Here is a 24,667-nt window from a genome sequence, read left to right on the forward strand (position 1 = left end):
GGCATGACCGATACGCTGACCCATCTCGACCGGCTGGAGGCCGAGAGCATCCATATCATGCGCGAAGTGATGGCCGACGCGGCCAAGCCCGTGATGCTGTACAGCGTGGGCAAGGACAGCGCCGTGATGCTGCATCTCGCGCGCAAGGCTTTCTATCCCTCGCCGCCGCCGTTTCCGCTGCTCCACGTCGATACGACGTGGAAGTTCCAGGCGATGTACGAGCTGCGCGACCGCATGGCCGCAGAAAGCGGCATGGAGCTGATCGTCTACCAGAACCCCGAAGCGAAGGCGCGCGGGATCAACCCCTTCGATCATGGCCCATTGCACACCGATATGTGGAAGACCGAAGGGCTGAAGCAGGCGCTCGATCTTCATGGCTTCGACGTCGCGTTTGGCGGCGCGCGGCGCGACGAGGAAAAGAGCCGCGCGAAGGAGCGTATCTTCTCCTTCCGCACCGCGACCCATGGCTGGGACCCGAAGAAGCAGCGGCCCGAACTCTGGAACCTTTACAACGCCCGCAAGGCGAAGGGCGAAAGCATCCGGGTCTTCCCGATCTCGAACTGGACCGAGCTCGATATCTGGCAATATATCGCGCGCGAAAATATCCCGATCGTCCCGCTCTATTTCGCCGCCCCGCGCCCGACGGTCGAGCGCGACGGCCTGCTGCTGATGGTCGACGACGACCGCTTTCCGTTGAAGGAAGGCGAAGTGCCGGCCCTCCGCTCGGTGCGTTTCCGCACGCTCGGCTGCTATCCGCTCACCGGTGCCGTCGAGAGCCAGGCCAGGACGCTGTCCGAAGTCATTCAGGAGATGCTGCTGACGACGACCAGCGAACGGCAAGGCCGCATCATCGACAAGGATGGCGGCGATGCTTCGATGGAAAAGAAGAAGCAGGAGGGGTATTTCTGATGCCAAATTCCTCCGACACTCCTGTTTACGTGACCGACGCGCTGATCGCCGAGGATATCGACGCCTATCTCGCGGGTCATGAGAAGAAGTCGCTGCTTCGGTTCATCACCTGCGGTTCGGTCGATGACGGCAAGTCGACGCTGATCGGGCGCCTGCTCTATGACTCGAAGATGATCTTCGAGGATCAGCTCGCCGCGCTCGAAGCCGACAGCAAGCGCGTGGGCACGCAGGGACAGGAGATCGACTTCGCGCTGCTCGTCGACGGCCTCGCCGCCGAGCGGGAGCAGGGGATCACGATCGACGTCGCGTACCGCTTTTTCACGACCGAAAAGCGCAAGTTCATCGTCGCCGACACGCCGGGGCACGAGCAATACACGCGCAACATGGTCACCGGCGCCTCGACCGCGGATCTTGCGGTCATACTGATCGACGCGCGCAAGGGCGTGCTGACACAGACACGTCGCCACAGCTTCCTCGCGCAACTGATCGGCATCAAGCATATCGTGCTCGCGGTGAACAAGATGGACCTTGTCGGCTATGACAAGGGCGTCTTTGAACGTATCCTGCTGAGCTATCGCGCTTTCGCGAGCGAGATCGGGATCACGAATTTTACCGCGATCCCCATCTCGGGCTTCAAGGGCGACAATATCACTGCGTTGTCGGAGAACACGCCCTGGTTCAAGGGGCCGGCGCTGATCGAGCATCTCGAGAATGTCGAGATCGGCGTTGCCGCTGACCAGACGAAACCGTTTCGGTTGCCGGTGCAATGGGTCAACCGCCCGAACCTGGACTTTCGCGGTTTCTCGGGGCAGCTCGCGAGCGGCAAGATCAAGCCCGGCGACGCCGTTCGCATATTGCCGAGTGGCAAGACGACGACGGTCGACCGGATCGTCACGCTCGACGGCGACCTCGATGAGGCCGTTGCGGGCCAGTCGGTGACGCTGACGCTCGCCGACGAAGTCGATTGTTCGCGCGGCGACGTGATCGCCGCTGCCGATGCCCCGCCAGAAGCCGCCGACCAGTTCGAGGCGACTTTGGTATGGATGGCCGACGAGGCGATGATCGCGGGCCGCGCCTATTGGCTGAAGCTTGCGACGCAGAGCGTTTCAGCGACGATCCAGCAGCCGAAGTATGAGATCAACGTCAACACGCTCGACCATCTCGCGGCGAAGACGCTCGAACTCAACGGCATTGGGGTCGTCGAACTGTCGACCGACAAGCCGATCACCTTCGAGGCCTATGGAGACAACCGCACGCTCGGCGGTTTCATCCTGATCGACAAGCTGACCAATGCGACCGTGGCCGCAGGCATGCTGCACTTCAGCCTGCGCCGCGCGCAGAATGTCCATTGGCAGGCGACCGACATCGACCGCGACATGCGCGCGAGCCTCAAGAACCAGCGGCCCGCGCTGCTCTGGTTCACCGGCCTGTCGGGGTCGGGTAAATCGACGATCGCGAACCTCGTCGAGAAGAAGCTGCACCGGATGAATCGCCACAGTTTCCTGCTCGACGGCGACAATGTCCGTCACGGGCTCAACCGCGATCTCGGCTTCACCGAGGCCGACCGGATCGAGAATATCCGCCGCGTCGGCGAGGTCGCCAAGCTGATGAGCGACGCGGGCCTGATTGTGATCACGGCCTTCATCTCGCCCTTCCGGGTCGAGCGCGAAATGGTACGTAGCATGCTGCCCGAGGGTGAGTTCCTCGAAATCTTCATCGACACCCCGCTGGCGGAGGCGGAGAGGCGCGACGTCAAGGGCCTCTATAAAAAGGCGCGCGCCGGCCAGCTCAAGAATTTCACCGGCATCGACAGCCCTTATGAAGCGCCCGAGAACCCCGAAATTCGGATCGACACGACCGCAATGACGCCCGACGAAGCGGCCGACCTGATCATCGATCGCTTGCTGGGATAGATATGGCTGCGGGGGAAACGGACGAACAACTGGCCGAACGGCTGGCAACCGAAGCGGGGGCGATCCTGCTTGACCTGCGTGCGCGCGGCGACCTCGAAGGCAAGGCGCTAGGGAAGGCGGGTGACGAGCAGGCCAACGCTATGCTCTGCCGGGAAATCCGTGCTGCACGTCCCGCCGATGCGCTTCTTTCGGAGGAAGAGAAGGACAATGTCGCGCGCTGCGGACAGAGCCGCGTCTGGATCGTCGACCCGCTCGACGGCACCCGCGAATATGGTGAGGGCAGAGACGATTGGGCGGTCCATGTCGCGCTCGCGGTCGATGGCGTCGCAACCGTCGGCGCGGTCGCGCTGCCTGGGCTCGGCATCACGCTGACCTCGGGGGCCCCCGCCGCGCAGCAACCGGCAAACGAACCGCTGCGCATGCTCGTCAGCCGGACGCGCCCTGCGGCCGAAGCCGTTTTCGTAGCGGAGAAACTTGGCGCCGAGCTTGTTGCAATGGGCTCGGCAGGGGCCAAGGCGATGGCGGTCGTGCGCGGCGAGGCGGATATCTATCTCCACACCGGCGGCCAGTATGAATGGGACAATTGTGCGCCCGTCGCGGTGGCGCAGGCGGCCGGTTTGCACGTCAGCCGCGTGGATGGTTCGCCGATCCGTTATAACAATCCCGACACCTATCTTCCCGACCTGCTGATCTGCCGGAAAGGGCTTGCCGCCGAAGTGCTGCGCCTCGCCGCATTATATTCACCGGGCTGACGGGCAGGGCATTGCCAGCGGCGCGGCCGCGCCTTAATCCGTTGCATCGAAAAACCGAAAACGGGAGATGCGCTATGACCGACCTGCCTGAAACCAATCTTACCATGCTGACGCTTGTGAAGCCCGAAGGGCAGCTCGAAGTGTCGATCGAGCGCCGTCCGATGCCGACGCCGAAACCGCATGAGGTTTTGGTGAAGGTGCTCGCCGCGCCGATCAACCCGTCGGACCTCGGCCTGCTGTTCGGCGGCGCTGACATGTCGACCGCGCGAGCCTCGACGCGCGACGGGCTGCCCATGATTACCGCCGACGTGCCGCCTGCGGGCATGCGTGCGATGGCGGGGCGCATCGGCGAAGCGCTGGCGATCGGCAACGAAGGCTGCGGCACGGTCGTCGCGGCTGGTGATTCGCCCGAAGCGCAGGCGCTGCTTGGCAAGACCGTCGCACTGCTCGGCGGCGAAATGTACGCTGAATATCGCTGCCTCCCGGTCCAGATGGTGATGCAGTTACCCGACGGCACCGACCCCGCTGATGGCGCCTCCTGCTTCGTCAATCCGCTGACCAGCCTTGCCTTTACCGAGACGATGCGGATGGAGAAGCACAGCGCGATCGTCCACACCGCCGCCGCGTCGAACCTCGGCCAGATGCTCGTCAAGATTTGCGCGAAGGACGGCATTCCGCTGGTCAATATCGTGCGCAGCGCCGCGCAGGTCGAAATCCTGAAGGGCATCGGCGCGAAACATATCGTCAATAGCAGCGCCGATGATTTCATGGAGCGGCTGATCGACGCGATCGCCGAAACCGGCGCGACGCTCGGCTTTGACGCCACCGGCGGCGGCAAGCTCGCGGGCCAGATCCTGACCGCGATGGAAGCGGCGGCGGTGCGGACGATGACGACCTACAGCCGTTACGGCTCCGACACGTTCAAGCAGGTCTATATCTACGGCGCGCTTGACCTGTCGCCGACGACCTTTTCGGCGCGCAGCTTTGGCCTGACCTGGTCGCTCTCGGGTTTCCTCCTCACACCCTTCATGGCGAAGGCCGGACCGGAAGTTGTGGGGCGGATGCGCAAGCGCGTGGTCGACGAGCTGACGACGACGTTCAAGAGCCACTATAGCCACGAAGTCTCGCTGGCCGAGGCGCTGAATGTCGATACGGCGCAGGCGTATAATGCGAAGCGGACGGGCGAGAAATATCTGATCAAACCGCATGGGTGAGGATGATCGAGTCGGTCTTTGACGATAATATTGCCCGTGATCCCCGGCGAAAGCCGGGGCCCAGCAAGGCAAAGCAGTCTTGGCAGTCTTGGGCCCCGGCTTTCGCCGGGGTGCACGGGACCGATCGAATATCCGCTGTCACCAAACGGGTCTCGCCGCGTCGCCGCCTCAAAACTGGATCATGATTCGCCGCGCGAGCGCGGGCGATATGCTGTGCACCAGTTGCAGAAGCTTCACCGTCCCGGCATTGACCTCGCTCTTGCCGGTTCGGATGCCACGTACGATTTCGGCCGCGCAATCGTGCGCGCTCATCTTCTTGCCTGCGCGGCCCGCGGTCATGTTGGTTTCGACAACGGGCGGCAGCGCCTCGATCACCTGGACATTGCTGTCTTTGAGCAAGTGGCGGATCGCCTGCGTATAGCTGCGCAACCCCGCCTTGGTTGCGCAATAGACCGACCCGCCCGCACGAGGGGCGATCGCGAGGCCTGACGTGACGTTGACGATCGCGGCTTCGGGCTGGGCGCGAAGCACGGGCAACAGCCGCGTGCAGAGCGCGATCGGCGCGTCGAGATTGGTGCGGATGCAATGCGCCGCATTGTCGAGTGTTTCAGGCCGGTCCAACTCATATTCGCTGCCGACGCCGGCGTTGTTGACGAGCAACGCGAGCGGCTTGCCCGCCACACCAGCGACGATGGCATCGACGCCCGACGGCGTGGATATGTCGCTCGTGATCGTCCCGAAGCCGAGCCCTGCCATCGCCTGCAATTTCTCGGCCGAGCGGCCCGTGACGATGACCTCGGCGCCTGCGCCCTGCAATTGCAGCGCGATCTCGCGCCCGATGCCGTCGCTACCGCCGGTGACCAGCGCGAGCTTTCCCTTGATATTCATGCGACCCCTCCCATGAGCTTTTACCTTGCGCACTATGGCGGCTCGCATCGCCATCGCCTACATGCAAAATCATGGCCCGCCCGAACGCTCCCGACCGATTCAACGAAGAAAAAGCGACCTATGTCATCCGCGGAGGAGAGGGGGAGGGCGACCAGCCCGACCTCGAGCGCGGCGCCGAGGCGATCCGCAGCGTCGTGCGCAAACTCCCCGCGCGGCCGGGCGTCTATCGAATGCTCGATGCACGCGGCGACGTGCTCTATGTCGGCAAGGCGCGGGCGCTCAAGAATCGCGTGACCAACTACACGCAAGTCGCGCGCCTGCCGCAGCGGCTGCAGCGCATGGTTTCACAGACGCGCGCGATGGAGATCGTCACGACGACGAGCGAGGCCGAGGCGCTGCTGCTCGAGGCGCAGCTGATCAAGCGCTATCGGCCACCCTATAATGTGCTGCTGCGCGACGACAAAAGCTTTCCCTTCATCCTGCTGCGCATGGATCACGACTTTCCACGCGTGCAGAAGCATCGGGGCGCGCGGCGCGCGAAAGGGCGCTATTACGGCCCCTTTGCGAGTGCGGGGTCGGTGAACCAGACGCTCAACGCGCTGCAAAAGACGTTCCTGCTGCGCAGCTGCACCGACAGCTTTTTCGCCAATCGCTCGCGCCCGTGCCTGCTCTACCAGATCAAGCGGTGCAGCGCGCCGTGCGTCGATCGCATCTCCAAGGAAGATTATGCGGGGCTGGTGAGCGACGCGCAGGATTTTCTAGAGGGGCGTTCGACCGCCGTGCAGAAACGGCTCGGCGACGCGATGACCAAGGCCGCCGACGCGATGGATTATGAGCAGGCGGCGGTGATCCGCGACCGGCTGAAATCGCTGACATTCATCCAGGGCAGCCAGTCGGTCCACGCTGACGGGCTGGGCGACGCCGATGTGTTCGCGCTGGCCGCGAAGGGCGGGCAGCTGTGCATCGCGGGTTTCTTCATCCGGGGCGGGCAGAATTGGGGGCACCGCAGCTTCTTCCCCGCGCATGTGTCGGGGGTCCCCGAGGCCGAGGTGATGGCGAGCTTCCTGATGCAATTTTACGAAGGCGTGCCGCCGCCGAAGCTTATCCTCGTCGATCGCGAGCCCGACGAATGCGCCCTGCTCGCCGAGGCGCTCAGCGAAAGCGGCAGCCGCAAGGTCGAGATCAGCGTGCCGCAGCGCGGCAACCGCCGGCGCCTGCTCGAACAGGCCGTGCGCAATGCCGGCGAGGAACTCGACCGGCGGCTCGCGGAGAGCAGCAGCCAGGCGAAGCTCGGGCGCGAACTTGCCGAGCTGTTCGATCTCGAAAATCCGCCGCAGCGCATCGAGATCTACGACAACAGCCATATCCAGGGCACCAATGCGCTCGGTGCGATGGTCGTCGCGGGGCCCGAGGGCTGGATCAAGGGCGCCTATCGCAAGTTCAACATCAAGCGCGCCGAGACGATGCCGGGCGACGATTTCGCGATGATGCGCGAAGTGTTCCAACGCCGCTTCGCGCGCGCGATCGAGGAGGATCCCGAGCGGACGAAGGGCGAATGGCCCGACCTGGTGTTGATCGACGGCGGCAAGGGGCAGGTGTCGGCGGCGGGCGCGGTGCTCGCCGAACTGGGCATCGACGATCTGACCTATGTGGGGGTCGCCAAGGGCCCCGACCGCAACGCCGGACGCGAGACCTTCTACCATCCCGACGGGCGCGAATTCACGCTACCGCCGAACAATGCCGTGCTTTTCTATATCCAGCGGCTGCGCGACGAGGCGCACCGCTTCGCGATCGGCGCGCATCGGCAGAAACGCGCGAAGGCGATGGGCAGCTCGCCGCTCGACGAGGTGCCTGGGATCGGTCCGGCGCGCAAGAAGGCGCTGCTGATGCACTTCGGCACCGCGCGCGCGGTGCGCGGCGCGAGCCTCGAGGATCTGCAGAAGGCGCCGGGCGTCAGCGCCGCGGTCGCGCAGGCGGTGCATGATTTCTATCATTCGGGACGATGAGGGAGAGACGGAGATGGATTTTGCAGCAGCCATGCCGCTGGCAGGGACGCTCGGCATCACGATCGACGAAGGCAGCAAGGAGCGTGTCGCGGGCAAGCTGCCCGTGCGGCCCGACATCTGCACCGCGGGCGGGATCGTCCATGGCGGTGCGATCATGGCCTTTGCCGACTGCCTCGGCGCGGTTGGGGCGTTCCTGACGTTGCCCGAAGGGGCGAGCGGCACGACGACGATCGAGAGCAAGACCAACTTCCTTGGCGCGGGCCCGGTGGGATCGGTGCTGGTCGGCGAAGCGACGCCGGTGAAGGTCGGCAAGCGGCTGTCGGTTTGGCAGACGCGCATCCGTACCGAGGATGGCGCCGACGTCGCACTGGTGACGCAGACGCAGATGGTGCTTTGGCCAGCCTGACCGCCGATGCCATCGTCTGCGCGGTGCGTGCGCATGGCGAGCATGGCGCGATCCTGCGCGCGCTGACGCACGAAGCCGGATTGATCGCAGGCTATGTGCGCGGCGGGCGGTCGCGGCGGCTCCGCCCGATCCTGATGCCGGGCAATCTCGTCGCGATCGAACTGCGCGCACGGACCGAGGAGCAGCTTGGGGGCGCGACGGTCGAGCTTCTGGAGAGCCGCGCGCCGCTGCTCGCCGAGCCGCTGGCGGCCGCCGCGATCGACTGGGTGACGTGCCTCACGGCGGCGACGCTGCCCGAAAACCAGCCTTATCCGGCGCTTTATTCGGTTCTGCTCGCGGTGCTCGATGCTATCGGCGTTGCCGCGTCGGCGCGCCAGTGGGCGCTTGCGTTGGGACGTTACGAGCTTCTTTTGCTCGCGGAGCTGGGCTTCGGCCTCGATCTCAGCGAATGTGTCGTGACGGGATCGACCGGGGATATTGCTTTCGTAAGTCCCAAATCGGGTGGCGCGGTCAGTGCCGCCGCCGCCGCCGGATATGAAAAACGCCTCCTTCGCCTTCCGCCGTTCATGCGGAACGACAATCCGGACGAACGCGTACCGGATCCGACGATGACCGACATTCTCGACTTCCTCGCGATCACCGGTCACTTCCTCGCCCGCGATCTCCTCGACGGGCGAAACCGCGACTTGCTCACCGTAAGGGAAAGATTGATCGACCGGCTGGGCAGGGCGGTTGCGTGACGCGCCGCCGCTGTCTAAGCGGCTGGCGAGACACGAAAGGGCGAGACGTTGAAAATCCTGCTGCTGGCTGGCGATGGTATCGGTCCGGAGATCATGGCGGAAGCCGAAAAGCTTCTCGCCGCGCTTGCGCGTCCCGTGACCCTCGATCGCGCGCTTGTCGGCGGTGCGGCCTATGAAGCGACCGGCCATCCGCTGCCGCCCGAAACGCTCGCGAAGGCCAAGGCGGCCGACGCCATTCTCTTCGGCGCGGTCGGCGACCCGCGTTTCGACAATGTCGAGCGCCATCTGCGCCCTGAACAGGCGATCCTCGGCCTGCGCGCCGAACTCGGGCTGTTCGCTAACCTGCGCCCGGCCAAGCTGTTCGCGGGGTTGGAAGACAGCTCGGCGCTGCGTCCCGAGGTCGCGTCGGCGATCGACCTCTTGATCGTCCGCGAACTCAACGGCGACGTCTATTTCGGCGAAAAGGGCACGCGCACGACGGCGAGCGGCGAGCGCGAAGGCTATGACATCATGTCCTATAGCGAAAGCGAGGTGCGGCGCATCGCGCACGTTGCCTTCCGCGCGGCGCAGGGTCGGCAAAAGCGGCTCTGCTCGGTCGACAAGGCGAATGTGCTCGAAACCTCGCAGCTGTGGCGCGACGTCGTGATCGAGGTCGCGGCGGACTATCCCGATGTCGCGCTCAGCCATATGTATGTCGACAACGCCGCGATGCAGCTGGTGCGCAATCCCGGCCAGTTCGACGTCGTCGTGACCGGCAATTTGTTCGGCGATATATTGTCCGACCAGGCGTCGATGTGCGTCGGATCGATCGGGCTTCTCGCCTCGGCTTCGCTCAGCGAAGGCAAGCAGGGGCTGTACGAACCGATCCACGGCAGCGCGCCCGATATCGCGGGCAAGGGCATAGCCAATCCGCTCGCGATGATATTGTCGCTCGCGATGCTGCTGCGCCATTCGGGCGGCGACGAGGCGAACGCGGCGCGGATCGAGGCGGCCGTCGCCAAGATACTGGCCGATGGTGCGCGCGGCGCCGACCTCGGCGGAAACATGGGAACGGCGGCGCTCGGTGACGCGGTCGTGGCCGCATTGAACGGATAAGATGATGAAGAAGACCACGGGTTTTGATCGCAGCAGGACGAAGAGCTGGCATCCGGCGACGCAGGCGGTGCGCGGCGGCACCTGGCGCAGCGAACATGGCGAAACGTCGGAGGCGCTCTTCCTGACCTCGGGCTATACCTATGACAGCGCAGAGGAAGTTGCGGCGCGCTTTGCCGGCGAAGCGCAGGGCATGACCTATTCGCGGCTGCAGAACCCCACGGTGGCGATGCTCGAGGAGCGGATCGCGCTGATGGAAGGCGCTGAGGCGTGCCGCACGCAGGCGACGGGCATGGCGGCGATGACGACGGCGCTGCTGTGCCAGCTGTCGGCGGGCGACCACATCGTCGCGGCCAAGGCAGCGTTCGGCTCGTGCCGCTGGCTCGTCGACCATCTCTGCCCGCGTTTCGGGATCGAAACCACCGTCGTCGACGGGCGCGATAATGACGCGTGGGAAAAGGCGATCAAGCCGAACACCAAGGTCTTTTTCTTCGAGACCCCGGCCAACCCGACGATGGATATCGTCGATATGAAGCATGTCTGCGGCGTTGCGAAGGCGCATGGCATCACGACCGTCGTCGACAACGCCTTTGCGACCAGCGTGCTCCAGCGGCCGATGGATTTTGGCGCCGATGTTGTCGCCTATTCGGCGACCAAGCTGATGGAGGGGCAGGGCCGCGTGCTCGCCGGCGCCGTCTGCGGGACCGAAAAGTTCATCAACGACGTGCTGCTGCCGTTCCAGCGCAACACCGGCCCCAACCTTTCGCCGTTCAATGCCTGGGTGGTGCTGAAGGGGCTTGAAACGCTCGACCTGCGCGCGCGGCGGCAATCCGAAAACGCCCTCGCGGTCGGCAAGTTCGTCGAAAGCCGCGTTCCACGCATCCTGCACCCCGGCCTCGCGAGCCATCCGCAGCATAATCTGGCGATGAGCCAGATGGAGGCATGTGGCCCGATCTTCTCCTTCGTGCTCGAAGGACGCGAACAGGCGATGGGTCTGCTCAACGCACTCGAACTCGTTGATATTTCGAACAACATCGGCGATTCCCGCAGCCTTTGCTGCCACCCGGCGTCGACCACCCACTATGGCGTCAGTGCCGAGGCGCGCGCCGACATGGGGGTGGTTGAAGGCATGCTGCGCATCAACATCGGCCTTGAAGATCCGCGCGACCTGATCGCCGATCTGGACCAGGCATTGACCCGCGTGGGGCTTTGAGCGAATTTGCCATGGAGATGATCGACTCCTTCTTCCCCTTTGCGGCGACCACCGGGTCGATCACCGTGCGCGTCGCGGTCAGCTACCTGCCCGAACAGTCGCACCCCGCGCTTGGCCGCTGGTTCTGGGCCTATCATGTCCGCGTCGAGAATCACGGCGACGACGCGGTGCAGCTGATCAGCCGCCATTGGCGCATCAGCGACGGGCGCGGCCAGGTCAGCGAGGTCGAGGGCGAGGGCGTCGTCGGCGAACAGCCGTTGATCGTGCCAGGTGGCGCCTACGATTATGTTTCGGGCTGTCCGCTGCCCACGCCCGAAGGATCGATGGTCGGCAGCTATGCGATGGAACTCGGCGACGGGTCGCAGATGCTTGTCGCGATCCCGCATTTTCCGCTTCAGGCGCCCGCGACGGCGTCATGAAGCGCACGCACCTGCCCCTCAACGCGCTCCGCGTCTTCGACGCCGCTGCCCGGCACCTGAGCTTCACGCGCGCCGCCGACGAACTGGCGGTGACCCCCGCCGCGGTCGGGCAGCAGATCCGTGCGCTGGAGGATATGCTCGGCGTCGTGCTGTTCCGCCGAACGCCCAAGGGGTTGGAGCTGACCGGTGAGGCCAATGCCGGCCTCGATGCGCTGCGTCAGGGCTTTTTGCAGTTCGAGGAATCGGTGCGCGCGATGCAGGCGGGACAATCGTCGCAGTCGCTGACGATCGCCGCGCCGCGCGACCTGACCGCCAAATGGCTCGCGCCGCGACTCGCGCGCTATAGCCAGCAGGCGCCCGACGTTCGCTTCACCCTGGTATCGGCCGACGGGGGGATCGACTTCACCGAAGCCAACCTAGATCTCGCGATCTTCTGGACCGACGGGGCGGGGGAGCATGAAGGCGTGGCGCTTTCCGACCCGCTCATGGTCACCGTCGCGGGCCCGGGAAGCGAGAGCGAGACGCGCATCGCATGGCCGGGCTGCCCCGCCGACGAGGGCGAACCGGCGCTGCGGCTCGGCGATGCCGGGCTTGCGATCGACGCCGCAGCGAACGGGCTGGGGCAGGCGAACGTTCCCGCGATGCTCGCCGAGGCCGACATCGCTGCGGGCCGCGTCCGCCTGGTGCGCGAAGCGTTTGCGGTCAAGCGCGGTTATTGGCTTGTCGCCCCCACCCCGCAATGGCGGCAGGCGAAGGTCAAGGCGCTCGTCGCCGCGCTGACGGCCTGATCACTTTGCCGCGAGCGCGAGCAACCGCGTGACCAGCCCGACCATCGTGTCGGTCGCCACCGCCGCGTCGGGGTTGTTCCAGCTCGCGGTTACCACGAACCATTTGCCGTCGGATTTGCGCTGCCCGAGCAGGCTCATCGATATTACCCCGAGTTCGGAGCCGCCCTTGTAGCCGAGATAGGACCAGGGTTCGGCGGGGCCCGCGCCGCCGACGCCATTGTTGATTGCCATCGCGGCAAGCGCGGTGTCCGAACCACGCGCCCGCAGGTCGATCATCGCGCGCGCAATGTCGTTCGGGCTGGCGAACCATTCGAGACTGTCGATGAAGCGCGGACCGCCCGAAAAGCTGACGCCATCGACGTTGGACAGAATCAGCCGGTCAGCATTCCGGTTGATGAGCGCCCGTTGCGCCTTGTCGTCACCGGCGATGAAGGCGGCGCGTTCGGCGGCGAAATTGTCGCCCTTGAGCGCGAAAGCCTCGACGGTGGTCAGGAAGGGAATATTGCGCGACGCGGCGCTGTGTCCGGCGGCGCGCATCCGCGCCTCGATCTTCTCGCGGCCGAGCAGGTGGATCAGCGTGTCGGTCGCACTGTTGTCGCTGACCGAAATCATCCAGTTGGCGAGGCTCTGCAAGGTAACGGGTGTGTCTTTCGGCCAGTTCGCGGTGCCGGCGGACGAAAAGCTCTGGTGCGATAGCGGCACGACATCCGACCATCGGCGCTTGCCCGCCGCGACCTGTGCCGCCAGCTCGTCGAGAATATAGAGTTTGAAGGTCGATCCGATCGCAAGTTGCGTATCGGCCCCAGCCGAGGCGAGCGGTTCGATCGCGTCGCCATCGAGTTCGGCGACGAGGAAACCGGTGCGGCCGGGCAAGGCGGCGATTTCGGCGGCGACCTTGTCGAAACTGTCGTTGGCGGCCGCGAAGTTCGTGATCCGCAGTCCGGTGACCCGCGCGTCGGTGCCGGGGCCAACTTCCAGAGCTATCGTCGCGACGCCTTTTTCGAAGCGGAGCAGGACCGTGCCCGCACGGCCATTGGCGGTCGTCGCCTTTTCGACCGACAGCGGCTGGCCATATTGCGCGACGAGGCTGGTGTTGATCGCCTTGAACTGCGCTTCGGGTATGGCGGTCTGAAAGCTCGGATCGAAATAGTCGGCAAAGGCGATGCGCGCCGTGAGCAGATCGACGAGTTGCGCCGCACGGCGATCGAAGGCGGTGTTGCTGGCGGCCGCCATTTCGGGCGACTGGATCGCATGCGCGGGAGCCGCCGGCATCGTCATCGCTGCGGCGCAAAGGGCGGTAAAAAGGGTCTTGTTCATCACCTATTTCCTTCGATGGTGCGCGCGCGATCGATCCGGGCGATCCGGGCGCGAAGCATGGCTGCGGCGCGGCGGTTGAGCATCCATACGCCGCCGAACACCAACAGCTGAAACGAAACGACGAGCAGGAAGACGAGCGAGCCGCCCATGCCGCTCGCCTTGGCCTGTCCGAGCAGGAAGACGAGCAGGCCGGGAATGAACGGCGCGAGATACCAGCGGCCGACGCGCGCAAGCATATGTTCCTCGCGCACCAGCCGGGCGCGGTAATAGCCGCTGATGTCCTCTGCCTCCGCGTCGGGATCGGGACGCGAGGTGCGGCGGACGAGCTGCCACGCGACGACCAGCGCGCCGGCGATAACCAGCAGGCTGCCGATCTTGATCAGCGGTTCGGTGAAGATCGCTGTGTAGAGGGCAAAGACGGCGACGACCAAAGCCGTGGCGATATATTCGCGTCGATTGCGGCGGCGGATCGCGTCACCAAAGCGTCCCGCCTGACGCTTGATCTCGTCGAGCGCGAGCGGTTCGAAAGCCGGCTGGCTGCCATGCCAGAGGGCGTGAAGCTCCTTGTCTTCGGGAAAGTCGGTCATCTTGCATCTCCGGAGCCGGCGAAGCGGCGCGTCAGCATGGATTTGAAGCGATGGATCTTGGTCGCCACGCCATCGGGCGAAACCCCCGTGACTGCGCCGATCTCCGCCGCGGCAACGCCTTCGAGATAGAGGAGCAATATCTGTCGGTCGGGCGGGTCGAGCCGGTCGATGATCCCGAGGATCAACGCCATGGCGTGTTCGCTGTCGGCGCGAGCGAAGGGCGTGGCGTCGGCGTCGGCGATCTCGACATCCTCGATCGACGACCAGCCGCGCTGCGCGTGGCGCTTGTTCGCGAGCATATGCGACGTCGCGCGATTGTGTGCGACCCGCCATACCCATGTGCTGAGTGAGCAGCGGCCGTCGAAGGTGGCGAAACTTTGCCACAGCGCGACCTGCAATTCCTGTTCGAGATCGCGCCGCAACTCGGCATCGGCTTCATAGCCGCGCGCGAGCCGGGCGAGCGCACCGCCGAAGCGATCAATCGCTTCCGCAAAAAGCCGATCCTGATCCCCCTCGGCCACTTCATTCTCCAATCTTTCGTGTCGCATGCCCTTTTAGTCGGCAGGGCCGCGACTTTCTGACGGAGGAGTGAAAACTTTTTTCGTCAGGCGTCGATCGCCGCCTCGTCAAGACTCGCCGCATTGGCCTGGATGAACTGGAAACGGTGCTCGGGATGCTTGCCCATCAGCCGGTCGACCAGATCCTTGACCAAGTGTCGCTCCTCATATTCCTGCGGCAGCGTGACGCGGAGCATCGAGCGCGTCGCGGGATCCATCGTCGTTTCCTTGAGCTGGTTCGGATTCATTTCGCCCAGGCCCTTGAAGCGCCCGACTTCGACCTTCTTGCCCTTGAACATCGTCGCTTCGAGTTCGGCGCGGTGCGCGTCGTCGCGGGCATAGGCCGACAGGCTGCCCGCCGTGAGGCGATAGAGCGGCGGCTGCGCCAAATAGACATGCCCGTTCCGCACGATGTCGGGCATTTCCTGGAAGAAGAAGGTCATCAGCAAGGTCGCGATATGCGCGCCGTCGACGTCGGCATCGGTCATGATCACGATCTTTTCATAGCGAAGGCGATCGGCGTCGCAATCCTTGCGCATTCCGCAGCCCAGCGCGAGCGCGAGGTCGGCGATTTCCTGATTGGCGCGGATCTTGTCGGCGCTGGCGCTCGCGACGTTCAATATCTTGCCGCGGATGGGCAGGATCGCCTGCGTCTTTCGGTCGCGAGCCTGTTTGGCGCTGCCGCCCGCGCTGTCGCCTTCGACGATAAATAATTCCGTGCCTTCGGGGCCGTCGTTCGCACAGTCGGTGAGCTTGCCGGGCAGACGCAGCTTGCGGCCGCTGGTCGCGGTCTTGCGTTTGACCTCGCGCTCGGCCTTGCGCTTCAACCGCTCGTCCATCCGGTCGAGGACAAGGCCCAAAAGCGCACGACCGCGGTCCATATTGTCGGACAGGAAATGGTCGAAATGGTCGCGCACGGCGTTCTCGGTAAGACGCGCCGCCTCGGGGCTCGATAGACGGTCCTTGGTCTGGCTCTGGAACTGCGGATCGCGGATGAAGACCGACAGCATCATCTCACCGCCGTTGAACACGTCCTCGGCGGTGATCTGAGCGGCCTTTTTCTGCCCGATCAGCTCGCCGAACGCGCGGAGCCCCTTGGTGAGCGCGGCACGCAGCCCCGCCTCGTGCGTTCCGCCGGCGGGGGTGGGGATCGTGTTGCAATACCAGCTGTACGATCCATCGGACCAGAGCGGCCAGGCGATCGCCCATTCGGCGCGGCCCTGGTCGTTCGGAAAATCCTGTCGCCCGACGAAGGGCTCGGCAGTCGCGCATTCGCGCGTCCCGATCTGTTCTTTCAGATGATCGGCAAGGCCGCCCGGAAACTGAAAGACCGCTTCCGCCGGTGTATCGTCGCCGATCAGCTCGGAGGCGCATTTCCAGCGAATTTCGACGCCCGCGAACAGATAGGCCTTCGAGCGCGCCATGCGATACAGGCGCTGCGGCTTGAACCGGCCATGCTCGCCAAAGATCTCGGGGTCGGGGACGAAGGAGACGCTGGTGCCGCGACGGTTGGGTGTCGGGCCCAGTTCTTCGAGCCCGCCGAGCGGCGTGCCGCGCGAAAAGCTCTGGCGATAGAGCAGTTTGCTGCGCGCGACCTCGATGACCGTCTCGATCGACAGGGCATTGACGACACTGACGCCGACGCCGTGAAGGCCGCCCGACGTCGCATAGGCCTTGCCCTCGAACTTCCCACCCGAATGGAGCATCGTCATGATGACCTCGAGCGCCGACTTGCCCGGGAATTTCGGGTGCGGATCGACCGGCATGCCGCGCCCGTTGTCGATGACGGTCAGCCGGTTGCCGACATCCAGCGTGATCTCGATACGCGTCGCGTGGCCCGCGACGGCCTCGTCCATGCTGTTGTCGATGACCTCGGCCGCAAGGTGATGGAGCGCACGTTCGTCGGTGCCGCCGATATACATGCCGGGACGCCGCCGGACGGGTTCGAGCCCCTCCAGCACCTCGATCTGCGAAGCGTTGTAGCTGTCGGTGGCGGGGCTCGCGGCGTCGAACAAATCGTGACTCATAGGATGGCTATAAGGGGCGGGGAAGGGCGCTGGCAAGCGCGGTTTTGCGCCACGCTCGCGCATCCCGCCACGGGCTCGGCTCGTCGCATTTCGGGACGGACAAGGAACTTTGGTGGGCGCCCCCGGGTTGCGATGGCGACTGCAAAGTCATTAAAAAGTGGAGTAATAACAATGAAATTCGCAGCTCTCCTCGCCGTTTCGGCGGCTTCCATGATCGCCGTTCCGGCCATCGCGCAGGACAATCGTGATCCGTCGCAGGACTTCGACGGGCCTTATATCTCGGTTGGCGGTGGCGCATCGCTTCAGGCAAGCGACCGCGGCGAAACCCTGATTTTCGATACCGACCAGGATGGCACATATGGCGACCCGGTGAACACCGTGGGCGACACCGACGCCTTTTCGCCCGGCTTTTGTAACGGCGCCGCCACCGGCACCGCCAATCGCGGCTGCCGCAACGACAAGGACGGTCCGGAATTCTTCGGCCGCCTCGGTTATGACAAGCGCATGGGCAATTTCGTGGTCGGCGCGGTGGTCGAGGGCGGCCACAGCGTCGCGCGCGACAGCGTCAGCGGCTTTTCGACGACCCCCGCGAGCTACACGATGAGCCGTGAAGCGGATTATCAGGCGAACGCCCGCCTGCGTGCCGGTTACACCCCCGGCGGCGGCGCGCTCCTCTATGTCACGGGCGGCGGCGCCTATGCCCGGCTCGACAACAAGTTCACCACGACGAACACCGCCAACAGCTTTGACGATAACGGCAAGACCAATGCGTGGGGTTATGCTGTTGGCGGCGGGGCCGAGGTGATGGTCACCAACAACATCGGGCTTGGGCTCGAATATCTGTACACCGACGTCAAGGACAAGGATTATGTCGTGAACGTCGGCGCGGGCTCGGCCCCCGACACCAATCCGTTCCTGCTGAATGGCGGCGGGACCGATATCCGTCGCAGCGATCCGCATTTCCGGACGCACAGCGTGCGCGGGACTTTGAGCTACCGCTTCTGACCTCTTGGGAGCGGAAAGGGAGGCGCCGGATCAGCGGATCCGGCGCCTTTCCTTTGCCTATCGTGCGTGCGGCGCCGCGAAGATCGCGAAATTGCCGTTGGCGCTGCTGACGAGCCGGCCGTCCTGATAAAGGCGCGCCTCGATGTTCGCGACGCGTTTGCCGCGGTGGAGCACCGCGGCTTCGCAGGTCAGTCGGCCCTCACCGACGCGGACATGATAGTTGAACTTGATTTCCAGCGTCGCGCACCACTGATCCTCGGCGAGCATGCTCGTCAGAGCGCCCCCCATCGCCGTATCCGCGAGCGAATAGGCGACGCCGCCATGCGCCGCGCCCTGTGGGCTGAAATGCCGATGCGGCTCGATGTCGATCGCCATCGTGCAGCGCCCGTCGCCGCGCTCGACCATTTGCAGGCCGAGCGCGCGGGCAAATTCGAAATCCTGCCCGAAGGGCCTCACCGAACGCGTCTTAACGAACTCGGGGACCGCCAAAGGGCGGGGGCGGGGGCGGACGGCGCGTGCCGCGCGGCAGCTGCGCCTGATAAGCGCGGCCGCAATGCTCGACGCAATAGGGGAAGCCGGGGTTCACCGCTTCACCGCAGAAATGGAAATCGGGCTCGCCGGGATGCCCCATCGGCCAGCGGCAGATGCGATCGTTGAGGTCGAGCAGGCTCGTCTTGTCGGCGATTTCGGGGCTCGGCTTTGCGGGCACCAACCGGCGCGGCGGTGCGGGCGGGATCGGCGCCTGCTGGTCGCCGGGGCCCTGACGAATGAAACCGCCGGGGCCGATCGATACGATACGCGGCGCGTCGGGCTTCGGAGCGGCTTCGACGCCGTCTTCGTTCGATGCGGGGGCCGCCGGCTTGGGTTCGGGCCTTGGCGCCGCGGCCGCGGGGCGCGGTGCAACCGGCGCCGCGGGGCGCGGCGCGGCGGCGGGCGCCGCGGGCTTAGGCGCGGCCGCCTTGACCGGCTTGGCGACCTTTTCGGTCGCCTTGACCGGCGAGGGGCGCGATTTCAGGCCGAGGCGGTGCGCCTTGCCGATCACCGCGTTGCGGCTGACCCCGCCGAGTTCGTCGGCGATCTGGCTCGCGGTCAGGCCTTTTTCCCACATGCTGCGCAGCTGTTCGATGCGCTCGTCAGTCCATGACATCTAAAATTCCTCATCATTCCACGCAGCGGGCCATATCGTCCGTATCGCGATCCTTTCGGATCGATGTCGTCACGGCCCAGCTTGCGGTAAGATCGGGGAGGCGATAGGCGAGAACGCCATGAACGACCAGCCCCAAATTTCGAACCCCGACTCAGCGAATATCCGCCCAGGTCCGGCTTTCGCCGAACCAGGCGTTCCGCACATCCACACGCTGAACGTGCCGGGTATGCAGGCGCTATATGTCAAGGAGGTGCGGCGGTTTTTCAAGGTCCAGCTCCAAACAATCTGGGCTCCGGCAATCACCACGCTCCTTTTCCTTGTCATTTTCACCGTCGCGCTCGGCGGTGCGGGGCGCACCGTGATCGGCGTACCGTTCGCCGATTTCATCGCGCCCGGCCTGATCATGATGGCGATGCTGCAGAACAGCTTCGCCAATTCCAGCTTTTCGCTCCTTGTAGGCAAGATCCAGGGAACGATCGTCGACTATCTGATGCCGCCGCTCGCGGTCGGCGAGCTGATCATCGCGCTGGTCGGCGCGGCGATCACCCGCGCGCTCCTCGTCGGATTCGCGCTCTGGCTCGCCATGCTGCTCTGGCCCGGTGTCCATGTCGGCGCGGATCATCTGTGGGCCGTGGCGGTTTTCGGCATTCTGGGTGCGATGATGCTCGGTTTCCTCGGTCTGATGACATCGGTATGGGCCGAAAAGTTCGATCATGCCGCCGCCGTGACCAATTTTGTCGTTACGCCGCTCGCCTTGCTGTCGGGCACCTTCTATTCGGTCGACAAGCTGGCGCCCTGGTTTCAAACGATCGCGCACGGCAATCCCGTCTATTATGCGATCATGGGCTTTCGCTACGGCTTCATCGGCACGGTCGATTCGACGATCGCCAATCCGGTGCTGACCGCGGTGCTCGTGCTTGTGGCGGTCAATATCCTGCTCGGCCTCGTCACTTATCGCCTGCTCGCGTCAGGCTGGAAGCTGAAAGCCTGACGTCTGCTCAGTGGCGGTGGATCGCACGGACGCGGTAGCGGCCGTGGTCAAGTCCGTCGAACATCGCCTCGATCTGCGGATGGTCGATCGGTCCGCCTTCGCCGTCGGCGACGAGGTTCTGCTGGCTGACATAGGCGATATAGGACGAATCGCCGTTTTCGGCGAGCAGGTGGTAATAGGGCTGTTCCTTCGCAGGGCGGATTTCCTCGGGGATCGCCTCATACCATTCGTCGGTGTTCGCGAAGACCGGGTCGATGTCGAACACGACGCCGCGAAAGTCGAACATGCGGTGGCGCACGATGTCGCCCGGCGCGAAGCGCGCGCGGCCGATCAGCGGGGCGGTAACGGCTGCGGGAAGCTCGGAAGAGGATTCGGGTGTCATATGGTCAATCTATGGCTGTTTACGCCTGTTTCAAGTCCGTTACATTGAAGTCGGCCGCGGTTCGCCGAATCGGCTGTGATCAGGGTTACAGATGCATTGGCCATCGGGGCTAAGCTGCTCCTCTGGCTGGTGCATTTCCCATTCGGGTTGCGGGGCCGCACCTTCAGGGGAGAAGCATCATGGCTGACGTACCACCCAATATCTCCGGACCCGCTTCGGGCATCGTCCAGCGCGCGAAGGACATTCTGCTCAAGCCGAAGGAAACGTGGCCGGTCATTGCGGCAGAGCCGGCGACGACGCAGTCGATCTATGTTCCCTATGTCGTTGTGCTCGCCGCGATCGGACCGATCGCGCAATTTATCGGTGGGCAGGTCTTCGGTTTTACCGCCTTTGGCGTCACCTATCATCCGCCGATCGGCACCGCGCTGGGTTCGGCGCTTCTGTCTTACGGTCTCACGCTCGCGACGGTCTTCATCCTCGCGCTCGTCATCGACGGGCTGGCGCCGAATTTCGGCGGGCAAAAGGATCAGGTGCAGGCGCTGAAGGTTGCGGCCTATTCGGGAACGGCGGGTTGGGTCGGCGCGATTTTCGGCCTGGTTCCCGCGCTGGGGCTGATCGGGGCGCTGTTCGGCCTTTATGGGCTCTATCTTCTCTACCTCGGCCTGCCGGTGCTGATGAAGGCGCCCGAAGACAAGGCGCTCGGCTATACGGCGGTCGTCGTCATCGTCGCGATCGTGCTGTTCCTGATCGTCGGTGCGGTCGTCGCATCGTTGACCGCGCCGTCGCTGCTCAGCATCCGGGGTTGATCCTCCCAGCCGTCCCGGCAGAGGTCGGGGCGGCTGCACGCCTGATGGTCGAATTCAGGGAAAAATGGAGGAGAGTGAGGGATTCGAACCCTCGGTACCGTTGCCGGCACTTCGCATTTCGAGTGCGACGCTTTCGACCACTCAGCCAACTCTCCTCGCTGAGAGGAGACGCCCCTAGCGGCGGTCCGCGAGACTTGCAACCCTCTCGTCACAATTTCGCGGGTCCGCCGCTGGCGGGGCGCGCCGATCAGGGCTTGTCGGCCTCCCACCAATAGGGTGCGCGCTTGCTATCGCCCGTCTCGGCTTCGTTCATCGTGAGCGGATCGTAGAGCCGCCCACCGAGCATCACGCGGTGGATCTTCTCGGTATTGCGGATGTCCTGCGTGGGGTCGGCGTCGAGAATCAGCAGGTCGGCGAGCTTGCCCGCCTCGAGCGATCCGACGTCCTTGCCATAGCCCAGCGACGTTGCGGGCATGATCGTCGCGGCGCGAAGCGCGTCGATATTGCTCCACCCGCCGCGCACGAACGACCAGATTTCCCAATGCGCGCCGAGACCCGACTGCTGGCCGTGCGCACCGATCGACACCATGCGGCCCGCTGCTGCGATCTTGCCCGCCTCGCGCGCCGAATCATCGTCGACATAATCGCCCTCGGGCGCGATCACGCGGCGCTTGTTGTTCGCGGCGAGTTCTGTCGGCGGGATATGCCGGGTCAGGATCGGATGCTCCCAGACGTTCGTATGCGCGCGCCAATAGGGGTCACCGGCGGGGCCGCCATAGGTCACGACGAGGGTCGGGGTATAATCGACCTGCGTCTGCCCCCACAGCTGCACCAGGTCCTTGTAGAAGGTGTGGAGCGGGATATTGTGCTCGACCGTCGAGTTGCCGTCCTGGATCAGTGTCACGTCCTGCGTGAACAGCGAGCCGCCCTCGGGCACGACGGTCAGGCCTTCGACCTGCGCGGCCTTTACGACCATCTGCCGCTGATCGCGGCGCGGCTGGTTGTAATTCTTGACGCTGTGCGCGCCCTGCGCCTTCAACCGGCGGACGTGTGCGAGCGCGTCGTCATAGCCGTTGATCTCGGCATAGACGCCCGCCGCCTTGGCGCCATAGATGACCTCGCCGGTCGAAAAGATACGCGGCGCGAGGATCAGACCCGCGCGCTGCATTTCGGACGAGACGAAAATCTCCGACGCGCGCGACGAGGGGTTGTGGCTCGTCGTTGTGCCCATCGCCAGATTGACGATTTCGGACCAATTCTGCTGCGGCACCAGTTCGTCGTCGCCGTGCGACCCGTGCGCGTGGGCGTCGACGAAGCCGGGGACGATCGTCTTGCCCGTCGCATCGACGGTCACCGCGCCCGCGGGAACAGTGATTGCACCCGCCGGACCGACCGCGGTGATGCGGTCGCCGTCGATGACGATCGCGCCATTTTCGATCACGCCGCCGTCCTTGTCGGCCATGGTCACGATCCTGGCGCCGGTGATGACGACGATGCCCTTATGCTTCGCCGCCGCCTGCGTCATCGACAGCGACACGCCGTCGGTCGGCGGGGTGAACTTCGGCGCCTTTTCATCGGCGGGGGCGTTGGTGAAGAGGCTGGCAAGATCGGTGCTGAACAGCGTCGCGCCGCGGCTCCAGTGCAGGCGGCGGCCGCCGTCCGACCAGTGCATATATTCGGCGCCGCTTCCAGAAACGCGGGTTACGGGCAGCGCGCCGCTCTTGATGCCGAGCGCCACATCCTGTCCGCCGGGCATCAAAGGGGTGACATATGCGTCGTAATTCTGCCGGAAGGCGAGCGTGCGGCCGTCGGGCGAGATTTCATAATCGCTGACGAGCTCGCCATTGGCATGGACGCGCTTGTCCTCGCCATGAAGGTCGGTGCTCACGAGCTGGCTCTTGCCGCCGCCCGCCGTGACCATGAAGACGCGGTCGCTTGCCGCGCCGAATTGCGGCTTGGCGCCATCGCTGCTGATCCGTTCGGCTGTGCCACCCGCCGCGGCGACAAGATAGACGCCGGGGTCCTCGCTCCAGCGCGCCGAGGTCAGCCCGCCGCTACCGCGCCGTTCGAATACGATCGTCTTGCCGTCGGGCGAGAAGCGCGGTTCGGCATAATGACCGGGCGCCGCGGTCAGCTTCCGCGACGCGCCGCCGCCCGCGCCGGTAACGTGGATTTCGCCCATGCCCGCGTCGGTCCAGCGCACGAACACGACCGACTTGCCGTCGCGCGACCAGCTTGGCCACAGCTCCATGGCGCCGTCCCTCGCGTTCGTCAGCCGCCGCGCGGTGCCGCCGGTGGCGGGCTTGACCCAGAGCTTGCCGAGCGTTTCAAAGACGACGCTGCGGCCATCGGGCGACACTTCGGCCCAGCGCGGCATTTGCGTCGCAAAGCTGTCGGGTGCGACCTCGACCGCGGGATGCGTCGCGTCGACGATCACCCGGTCGTCGCCGATGCTGAACGGGATGACGCGCGCCTCGCCACCGTCACCGTTCACGCGGCGCAGCTTGCCGCCGGCCCAGAAGACGATGTCGCGGCTGTCGGGCGTCCACGCCATGTTCGGGTAGACGCCGGTCACCGCCCAGGTTTCCTGCACATCCTGATCGAGTGCATCATAAACCTTCTTTTCGGCGCCCGAGGCGAGGTCCTTCACATAGAGCTTGGACTGCGTGCCTTCGCGCCGCACGAAGGCCAGACGCTTGCCGTCGGGCGATGGCGTCGGCCGGACCGCGCCGCCGGGCCCCGAGGCCGCGGTGCTGACCTCTCCATCGTCGAGGCTGTAGCGCTCGATATGGAAGAGGTCGGTGTTGCTGTCCTGCGCATATTCGAAGATCGGCCCGGGGGTGACGTTGCGCGTATAGAAGACGCTCTTGCCGTCGGCGGAGAAGATGGGCTCGCCCAGTTCCTTCTGGTGCTGCTCATTGGGTTTCTTGACCAGCGGCACGCCGGCGCCGCCCGACACATGATACATCCACACTTCGCCGGTGCCGAGCGAGCGGCCTGTCGTGAAATGTTTTTTGGCGACGAGGAACTGGCCGTCGGGCGACCAGCTCGGCTGGTTGAGCAGACGGAAATCCTCCTTCGAAATCTGGCGCTTGTCGCTACCGTCACGGTTCATTAGCCAGATATTGTCACCGCCGGCACGGTCGGAGACGAAGGCGATGCGCTTGCCGTCGGGTGAGAAGCGCGGCTGGTGCTCAAAGGCCAGCCCCTCGGCGATGCGTGTCGGCGTGCCGCCTTCGATCGGCATCGTATAGATATCGCCCAACAGGTCGAACGCGATCGTGCGGCCGTCGGGCGCGACGTCGACGTTCATCCAGCTGCCTTCGTCGACCGATAGCTGGACCTTGCGCGTCGCGAGCCCCGGCGGGGCGTTGACGTCCCACTTGTCCTCCTTCGCATCCGTTGCGGCCGCCGGAGCGGGAGCGCTCTGCGCCCATACCGAGGTTGAACAAGCCAGAGTCGCCGCGAGGGCGAAAGCGAAGCGCGCCATGAAATTATCCCCGTTTGA

General features: G+C 64.9%; 23 protein-coding genes and 1 tRNA gene. 14 read left to right on the forward strand and 10 right to left on the reverse strand.

Features of this window, described 5'->3' with window-relative positions; all coding sequences use genetic code 11:
- Positions 1 to 3 precede the first annotated feature (3 nt).
- From cysD to VSX79_RS07750, 4 genes are all read left to right on the forward strand, one after another.
- Positions 4 to 909 carry a sulfate adenylyltransferase subunit CysD gene (gene cysD, locus VSX79_RS07735; RefSeq protein ID WP_326915085.1) on the forward strand — a complete coding sequence of 302 codons (906 nt, stop codon included), beginning with the start codon at positions 4 to 6 and terminating at the stop codon, positions 907 to 909.
- Positions 909 to 2,822, forward strand: a complete 1,914-nt coding sequence (cysN, locus tag VSX79_RS07740; RefSeq protein WP_326915086.1) for a sulfate adenylyltransferase subunit CysN — start codon at positions 909 to 911, stop codon at positions 2,820 to 2,822. The genes cysD and cysN overlap by 1 nt, the downstream gene beginning before the upstream one ends.
- A gap of 2 nt (positions 2,823 to 2,824) precedes the next feature.
- The gene (locus VSX79_RS07745) at positions 2,825 to 3,574 is read left to right on the forward strand and encodes a 3'(2'),5'-bisphosphate nucleotidase CysQ (RefSeq protein ID WP_326915087.1); all 750 of its coding nucleotides are present in this window, start codon (positions 2,825 to 2,827) and stop codon (positions 3,572 to 3,574) included.
- Between the two features lie 74 nt (positions 3,575 to 3,648).
- Entirely contained in the window at positions 3,649 to 4,788 is a 1,140-nt protein-coding gene (locus VSX79_RS07750; protein ID WP_326915088.1) for a zinc-binding dehydrogenase, read from the forward strand.
- Positions 4,789 to 4,956: 168 nt separating this feature from the next.
- On the opposite strand, the gene VSX79_RS07755 is transcribed toward VSX79_RS07750, so the two are convergent.
- On the reverse strand, positions 4,957 to 5,676 hold the full coding sequence (locus tag VSX79_RS07755; protein ID WP_326915089.1) for an SDR family oxidoreductase: 720 nt from the start codon (positions 5,674 to 5,676) through the stop codon (positions 4,957 to 4,959).
- Positions 5,677 to 5,747: 71 nt separating this feature from the next.
- On the opposite strand from VSX79_RS07755, the gene uvrC reads away from it, so the two are divergent.
- The 7 genes from uvrC to VSX79_RS07790 all read left to right on the forward strand — a co-directional run bounded on the left by uvrC (position 5,748) and on the right by VSX79_RS07790 (position 12,340).
- Complete coding sequence (uvrC, locus tag VSX79_RS07760; RefSeq protein ID WP_326915090.1) at positions 5,748 to 7,682, forward strand: excinuclease ABC subunit UvrC; 1,935 nt, start codon at positions 5,748 to 5,750, stop codon at positions 7,680 to 7,682.
- 13 nt (positions 7,683 to 7,695) lie between these two features.
- Entirely contained in the window at positions 7,696 to 8,088 is a 393-nt protein-coding gene (locus VSX79_RS07765; protein ID WP_326915091.1) for a PaaI family thioesterase, read from the forward strand.
- The gene (recO, locus tag VSX79_RS07770; RefSeq protein WP_326915092.1) at positions 8,076 to 8,828 is read left to right on the forward strand and encodes a DNA repair protein RecO; all 753 of its coding nucleotides are present in this window, start codon (positions 8,076 to 8,078) and stop codon (positions 8,826 to 8,828) included. The genes VSX79_RS07765 and recO overlap by 13 nt, the downstream gene beginning before the upstream one ends.
- A gap of 93 nt (positions 8,829 to 8,921) precedes the next feature.
- On the forward strand, positions 8,922 to 9,923 hold the full coding sequence (gene leuB / locus VSX79_RS07775) for a 3-isopropylmalate dehydrogenase (RefSeq protein ID WP_407697278.1): 1,002 nt from the start codon (positions 8,922 to 8,924) through the stop codon (positions 9,921 to 9,923).
- Positions 9,924 to 9,927: 4 nt separating this feature from the next.
- Positions 9,928 to 11,133: a trans-sulfuration enzyme family protein gene (locus VSX79_RS07780; RefSeq protein WP_326915094.1), complete on the forward strand. Its 1,206-nt coding sequence runs from the start codon at positions 9,928 to 9,930 to the stop codon at positions 11,131 to 11,133.
- A 17-nt stretch (positions 11,134 to 11,150) separates the two neighbouring features.
- Positions 11,151 to 11,552, forward strand: a complete 402-nt coding sequence (gene apaG / locus VSX79_RS07785) for a Co2+/Mg2+ efflux protein ApaG (RefSeq protein ID WP_179497422.1) — start codon at positions 11,151 to 11,153, stop codon at positions 11,550 to 11,552.
- Positions 11,549 to 12,340, forward strand: a complete 792-nt coding sequence (locus VSX79_RS07790; protein WP_179496601.1) for a LysR family transcriptional regulator — start codon at positions 11,549 to 11,551, stop codon at positions 12,338 to 12,340. The genes apaG and VSX79_RS07790 overlap by 4 nt, the downstream gene beginning before the upstream one ends.
- Here VSX79_RS07790 and VSX79_RS07795 read toward each other — a convergent pair whose 3' ends face one another.
- From VSX79_RS07795 to parE, 4 genes are all read right to left on the reverse strand, one after another.
- Entirely contained in the window at positions 12,341 to 13,657 is a 1,317-nt protein-coding gene (locus VSX79_RS07795) for a serine hydrolase (RefSeq protein WP_326915095.1), read from the reverse strand.
- Complete coding sequence (locus tag VSX79_RS07800; protein WP_326915096.1) at positions 13,657 to 14,244, reverse strand: hypothetical protein; 588 nt, start codon at positions 14,242 to 14,244, stop codon at positions 13,657 to 13,659. The genes VSX79_RS07795 and VSX79_RS07800 overlap by 1 nt, the downstream gene beginning before the upstream one ends.
- The gene (locus VSX79_RS07805; RefSeq protein ID WP_326915097.1) at positions 14,241 to 14,765 is read right to left on the reverse strand and encodes an RNA polymerase sigma factor; all 525 of its coding nucleotides are present in this window, start codon (positions 14,763 to 14,765) and stop codon (positions 14,241 to 14,243) included. Before VSX79_RS07805 ends, VSX79_RS07800 begins: the two co-directional genes overlap by 4 nt.
- Before the next feature lie 83 nt (positions 14,766 to 14,848).
- The gene (gene parE, locus VSX79_RS07810; RefSeq protein WP_326915098.1) at positions 14,849 to 16,828 is read right to left on the reverse strand and encodes a DNA topoisomerase IV subunit B; all 1,980 of its coding nucleotides are present in this window, start codon (positions 16,826 to 16,828) and stop codon (positions 14,849 to 14,851) included.
- Positions 16,829 to 16,999: 171 nt separating this feature from the next.
- Between parE and VSX79_RS07815 the strand changes: the two genes are divergently transcribed.
- Positions 17,000 to 17,833 carry an outer membrane protein gene (locus tag VSX79_RS07815; protein WP_179496592.1) on the forward strand — a complete coding sequence of 278 codons (834 nt, stop codon included), beginning with the start codon at positions 17,000 to 17,002 and terminating at the stop codon, positions 17,831 to 17,833.
- Between the two features lie 57 nt (positions 17,834 to 17,890).
- Here VSX79_RS07815 and VSX79_RS07820 read toward each other — a convergent pair whose 3' ends face one another.
- Both VSX79_RS07820 and VSX79_RS07825 read right to left on the reverse strand, forming a co-directional pair.
- Positions 17,891 to 18,289: a PaaI family thioesterase gene (locus tag VSX79_RS07820; protein ID WP_326915099.1), complete on the reverse strand. Its 399-nt coding sequence runs from the start codon at positions 18,287 to 18,289 to the stop codon at positions 17,891 to 17,893.
- 10 nt (positions 18,290 to 18,299) lie between these two features.
- On the reverse strand, positions 18,300 to 18,980 hold the full coding sequence (locus VSX79_RS07825; protein ID WP_326915100.1) for a GcrA family cell cycle regulator: 681 nt from the start codon (positions 18,978 to 18,980) through the stop codon (positions 18,300 to 18,302).
- A 118-nt stretch (positions 18,981 to 19,098) separates the two neighbouring features.
- Here VSX79_RS07825 and VSX79_RS07830 point away from each other — a divergent pair, with 118 nt between their 5' ends.
- The gene (locus VSX79_RS07830) at positions 19,099 to 19,971 is read left to right on the forward strand and encodes an ABC transporter permease (RefSeq protein ID WP_179496586.1); all 873 of its coding nucleotides are present in this window, start codon (positions 19,099 to 19,101) and stop codon (positions 19,969 to 19,971) included.
- Between the two features lie 7 nt (positions 19,972 to 19,978).
- Here the strand turns inward: VSX79_RS07830 and hspQ are convergent, their stop codons facing one another.
- Entirely contained in the window at positions 19,979 to 20,353 is a 375-nt protein-coding gene (hspQ, locus tag VSX79_RS07835; RefSeq protein ID WP_179496584.1) for a heat shock protein HspQ, read from the reverse strand.
- Between the two features lie 179 nt (positions 20,354 to 20,532).
- Here hspQ and VSX79_RS07840 point away from each other — a divergent pair, with 179 nt between their 5' ends.
- Positions 20,533 to 21,159 carry a Yip1 family protein gene (locus VSX79_RS07840; RefSeq protein WP_218844315.1) on the forward strand — a complete coding sequence of 209 codons (627 nt, stop codon included), beginning with the start codon at positions 20,533 to 20,535 and terminating at the stop codon, positions 21,157 to 21,159.
- Between the two features lie 65 nt (positions 21,160 to 21,224).
- On the opposite strand, the gene VSX79_RS07845 is transcribed toward VSX79_RS07840, so the two are convergent.
- Positions 21,225 to 21,314: transfer RNA gene (locus VSX79_RS07845), tRNA-Ser, on the reverse strand.
- 92 nt (positions 21,315 to 21,406) lie between these two features.
- A complete protein-coding gene (locus VSX79_RS07850) occupies positions 21,407 to 24,649 on the reverse strand; it encodes an amidohydrolase family protein (protein ID WP_326915101.1) in 3,243 nt (1,080 codons plus the stop codon).
- Positions 24,650 to 24,667 lie beyond the last annotated feature (18 nt).

Origin of the sequence: Sphingopyxis chilensis, from assembly GCF_035930445.1 — a bacterium.
GTDB lineage: Bacteria > Pseudomonadota > Alphaproteobacteria > Sphingomonadales > Sphingomonadaceae > Sphingopyxis > Sphingopyxis chilensis.

Bases quoted from the DNA above. Each gene is read 5' to 3' on its own strand.
- cysD (WP_326915085.1), top strand. From the start codon at position 4: ATGACCGATACGCTGACCCATCTCGACCGGCTGGAGGCCGAGAGCATC.
- cysN (WP_326915086.1), top strand. From the start codon at position 909: ATGCCAAATTCCTCCGACACTCCTGTTTACGTGACCGACGCGCTGATC.
- VSX79_RS07745 (WP_326915087.1), top strand. From the start codon at position 2,825: ATGGCTGCGGGGGAAACGGACGAACAACTGGCCGAACGGCTGGCAACC.
- VSX79_RS07750 (WP_326915088.1), top strand. From the start codon at position 3,649: ATGACCGACCTGCCTGAAACCAATCTTACCATGCTGACGCTTGTGAAG.
- VSX79_RS07755 (WP_326915089.1), bottom strand. From the start codon at position 5,676: ATGAATATCAAGGGAAAGCTCGCGCTGGTCACCGGCGGTAGCGACGGC.
- uvrC (WP_326915090.1), top strand. From the start codon at position 5,748: ATGGCCCGCCCGAACGCTCCCGACCGATTCAACGAAGAAAAAGCGACC.
- VSX79_RS07765 (WP_326915091.1), top strand. From the start codon at position 7,696: ATGGATTTTGCAGCAGCCATGCCGCTGGCAGGGACGCTCGGCATCACG.
- leuB (WP_407697278.1), top strand. From the start codon at position 8,922: ATGGCGGAAGCCGAAAAGCTTCTCGCCGCGCTTGCGCGTCCCGTGACC.
- VSX79_RS07780 (WP_326915094.1), top strand. From the start codon at position 9,928: ATGAAGAAGACCACGGGTTTTGATCGCAGCAGGACGAAGAGCTGGCAT.
- apaG (WP_179497422.1), top strand. From the start codon at position 11,151: ATGATCGACTCCTTCTTCCCCTTTGCGGCGACCACCGGGTCGATCACC.
- VSX79_RS07790 (WP_179496601.1), top strand. From the start codon at position 11,549: ATGAAGCGCACGCACCTGCCCCTCAACGCGCTCCGCGTCTTCGACGCC.
- VSX79_RS07795 (WP_326915095.1), bottom strand. From the start codon at position 13,657: ATGAACAAGACCCTTTTTACCGCCCTTTGCGCCGCAGCGATGACGATG.
- VSX79_RS07800 (WP_326915096.1), bottom strand. From the start codon at position 14,244: ATGACCGACTTTCCCGAAGACAAGGAGCTTCACGCCCTCTGGCATGGC.
- parE (WP_326915098.1), bottom strand. From the start codon at position 16,828: ATGAGTCACGATTTGTTCGACGCCGCGAGCCCCGCCACCGACAGCTAC.
- VSX79_RS07815 (WP_179496592.1), top strand. From the start codon at position 17,000: ATGAAATTCGCAGCTCTCCTCGCCGTTTCGGCGGCTTCCATGATCGCC.
- VSX79_RS07825 (WP_326915100.1), bottom strand. From the start codon at position 18,980: ATGTCATGGACTGACGAGCGCATCGAACAGCTGCGCAGCATGTGGGAA.
- VSX79_RS07830 (WP_179496586.1), top strand. From the start codon at position 19,099: ATGAACGACCAGCCCCAAATTTCGAACCCCGACTCAGCGAATATCCGC.
- hspQ (WP_179496584.1), bottom strand. From the start codon at position 20,353: ATGACACCCGAATCCTCTTCCGAGCTTCCCGCAGCCGTTACCGCCCCG.
- VSX79_RS07840 (WP_218844315.1), top strand. From the start codon at position 20,533: ATGGCTGACGTACCACCCAATATCTCCGGACCCGCTTCGGGCATCGTC.
- VSX79_RS07850 (WP_326915101.1), bottom strand. From the start codon at position 24,649: ATGGCGCGCTTCGCTTTCGCCCTCGCGGCGACTCTGGCTTGTTCAACC.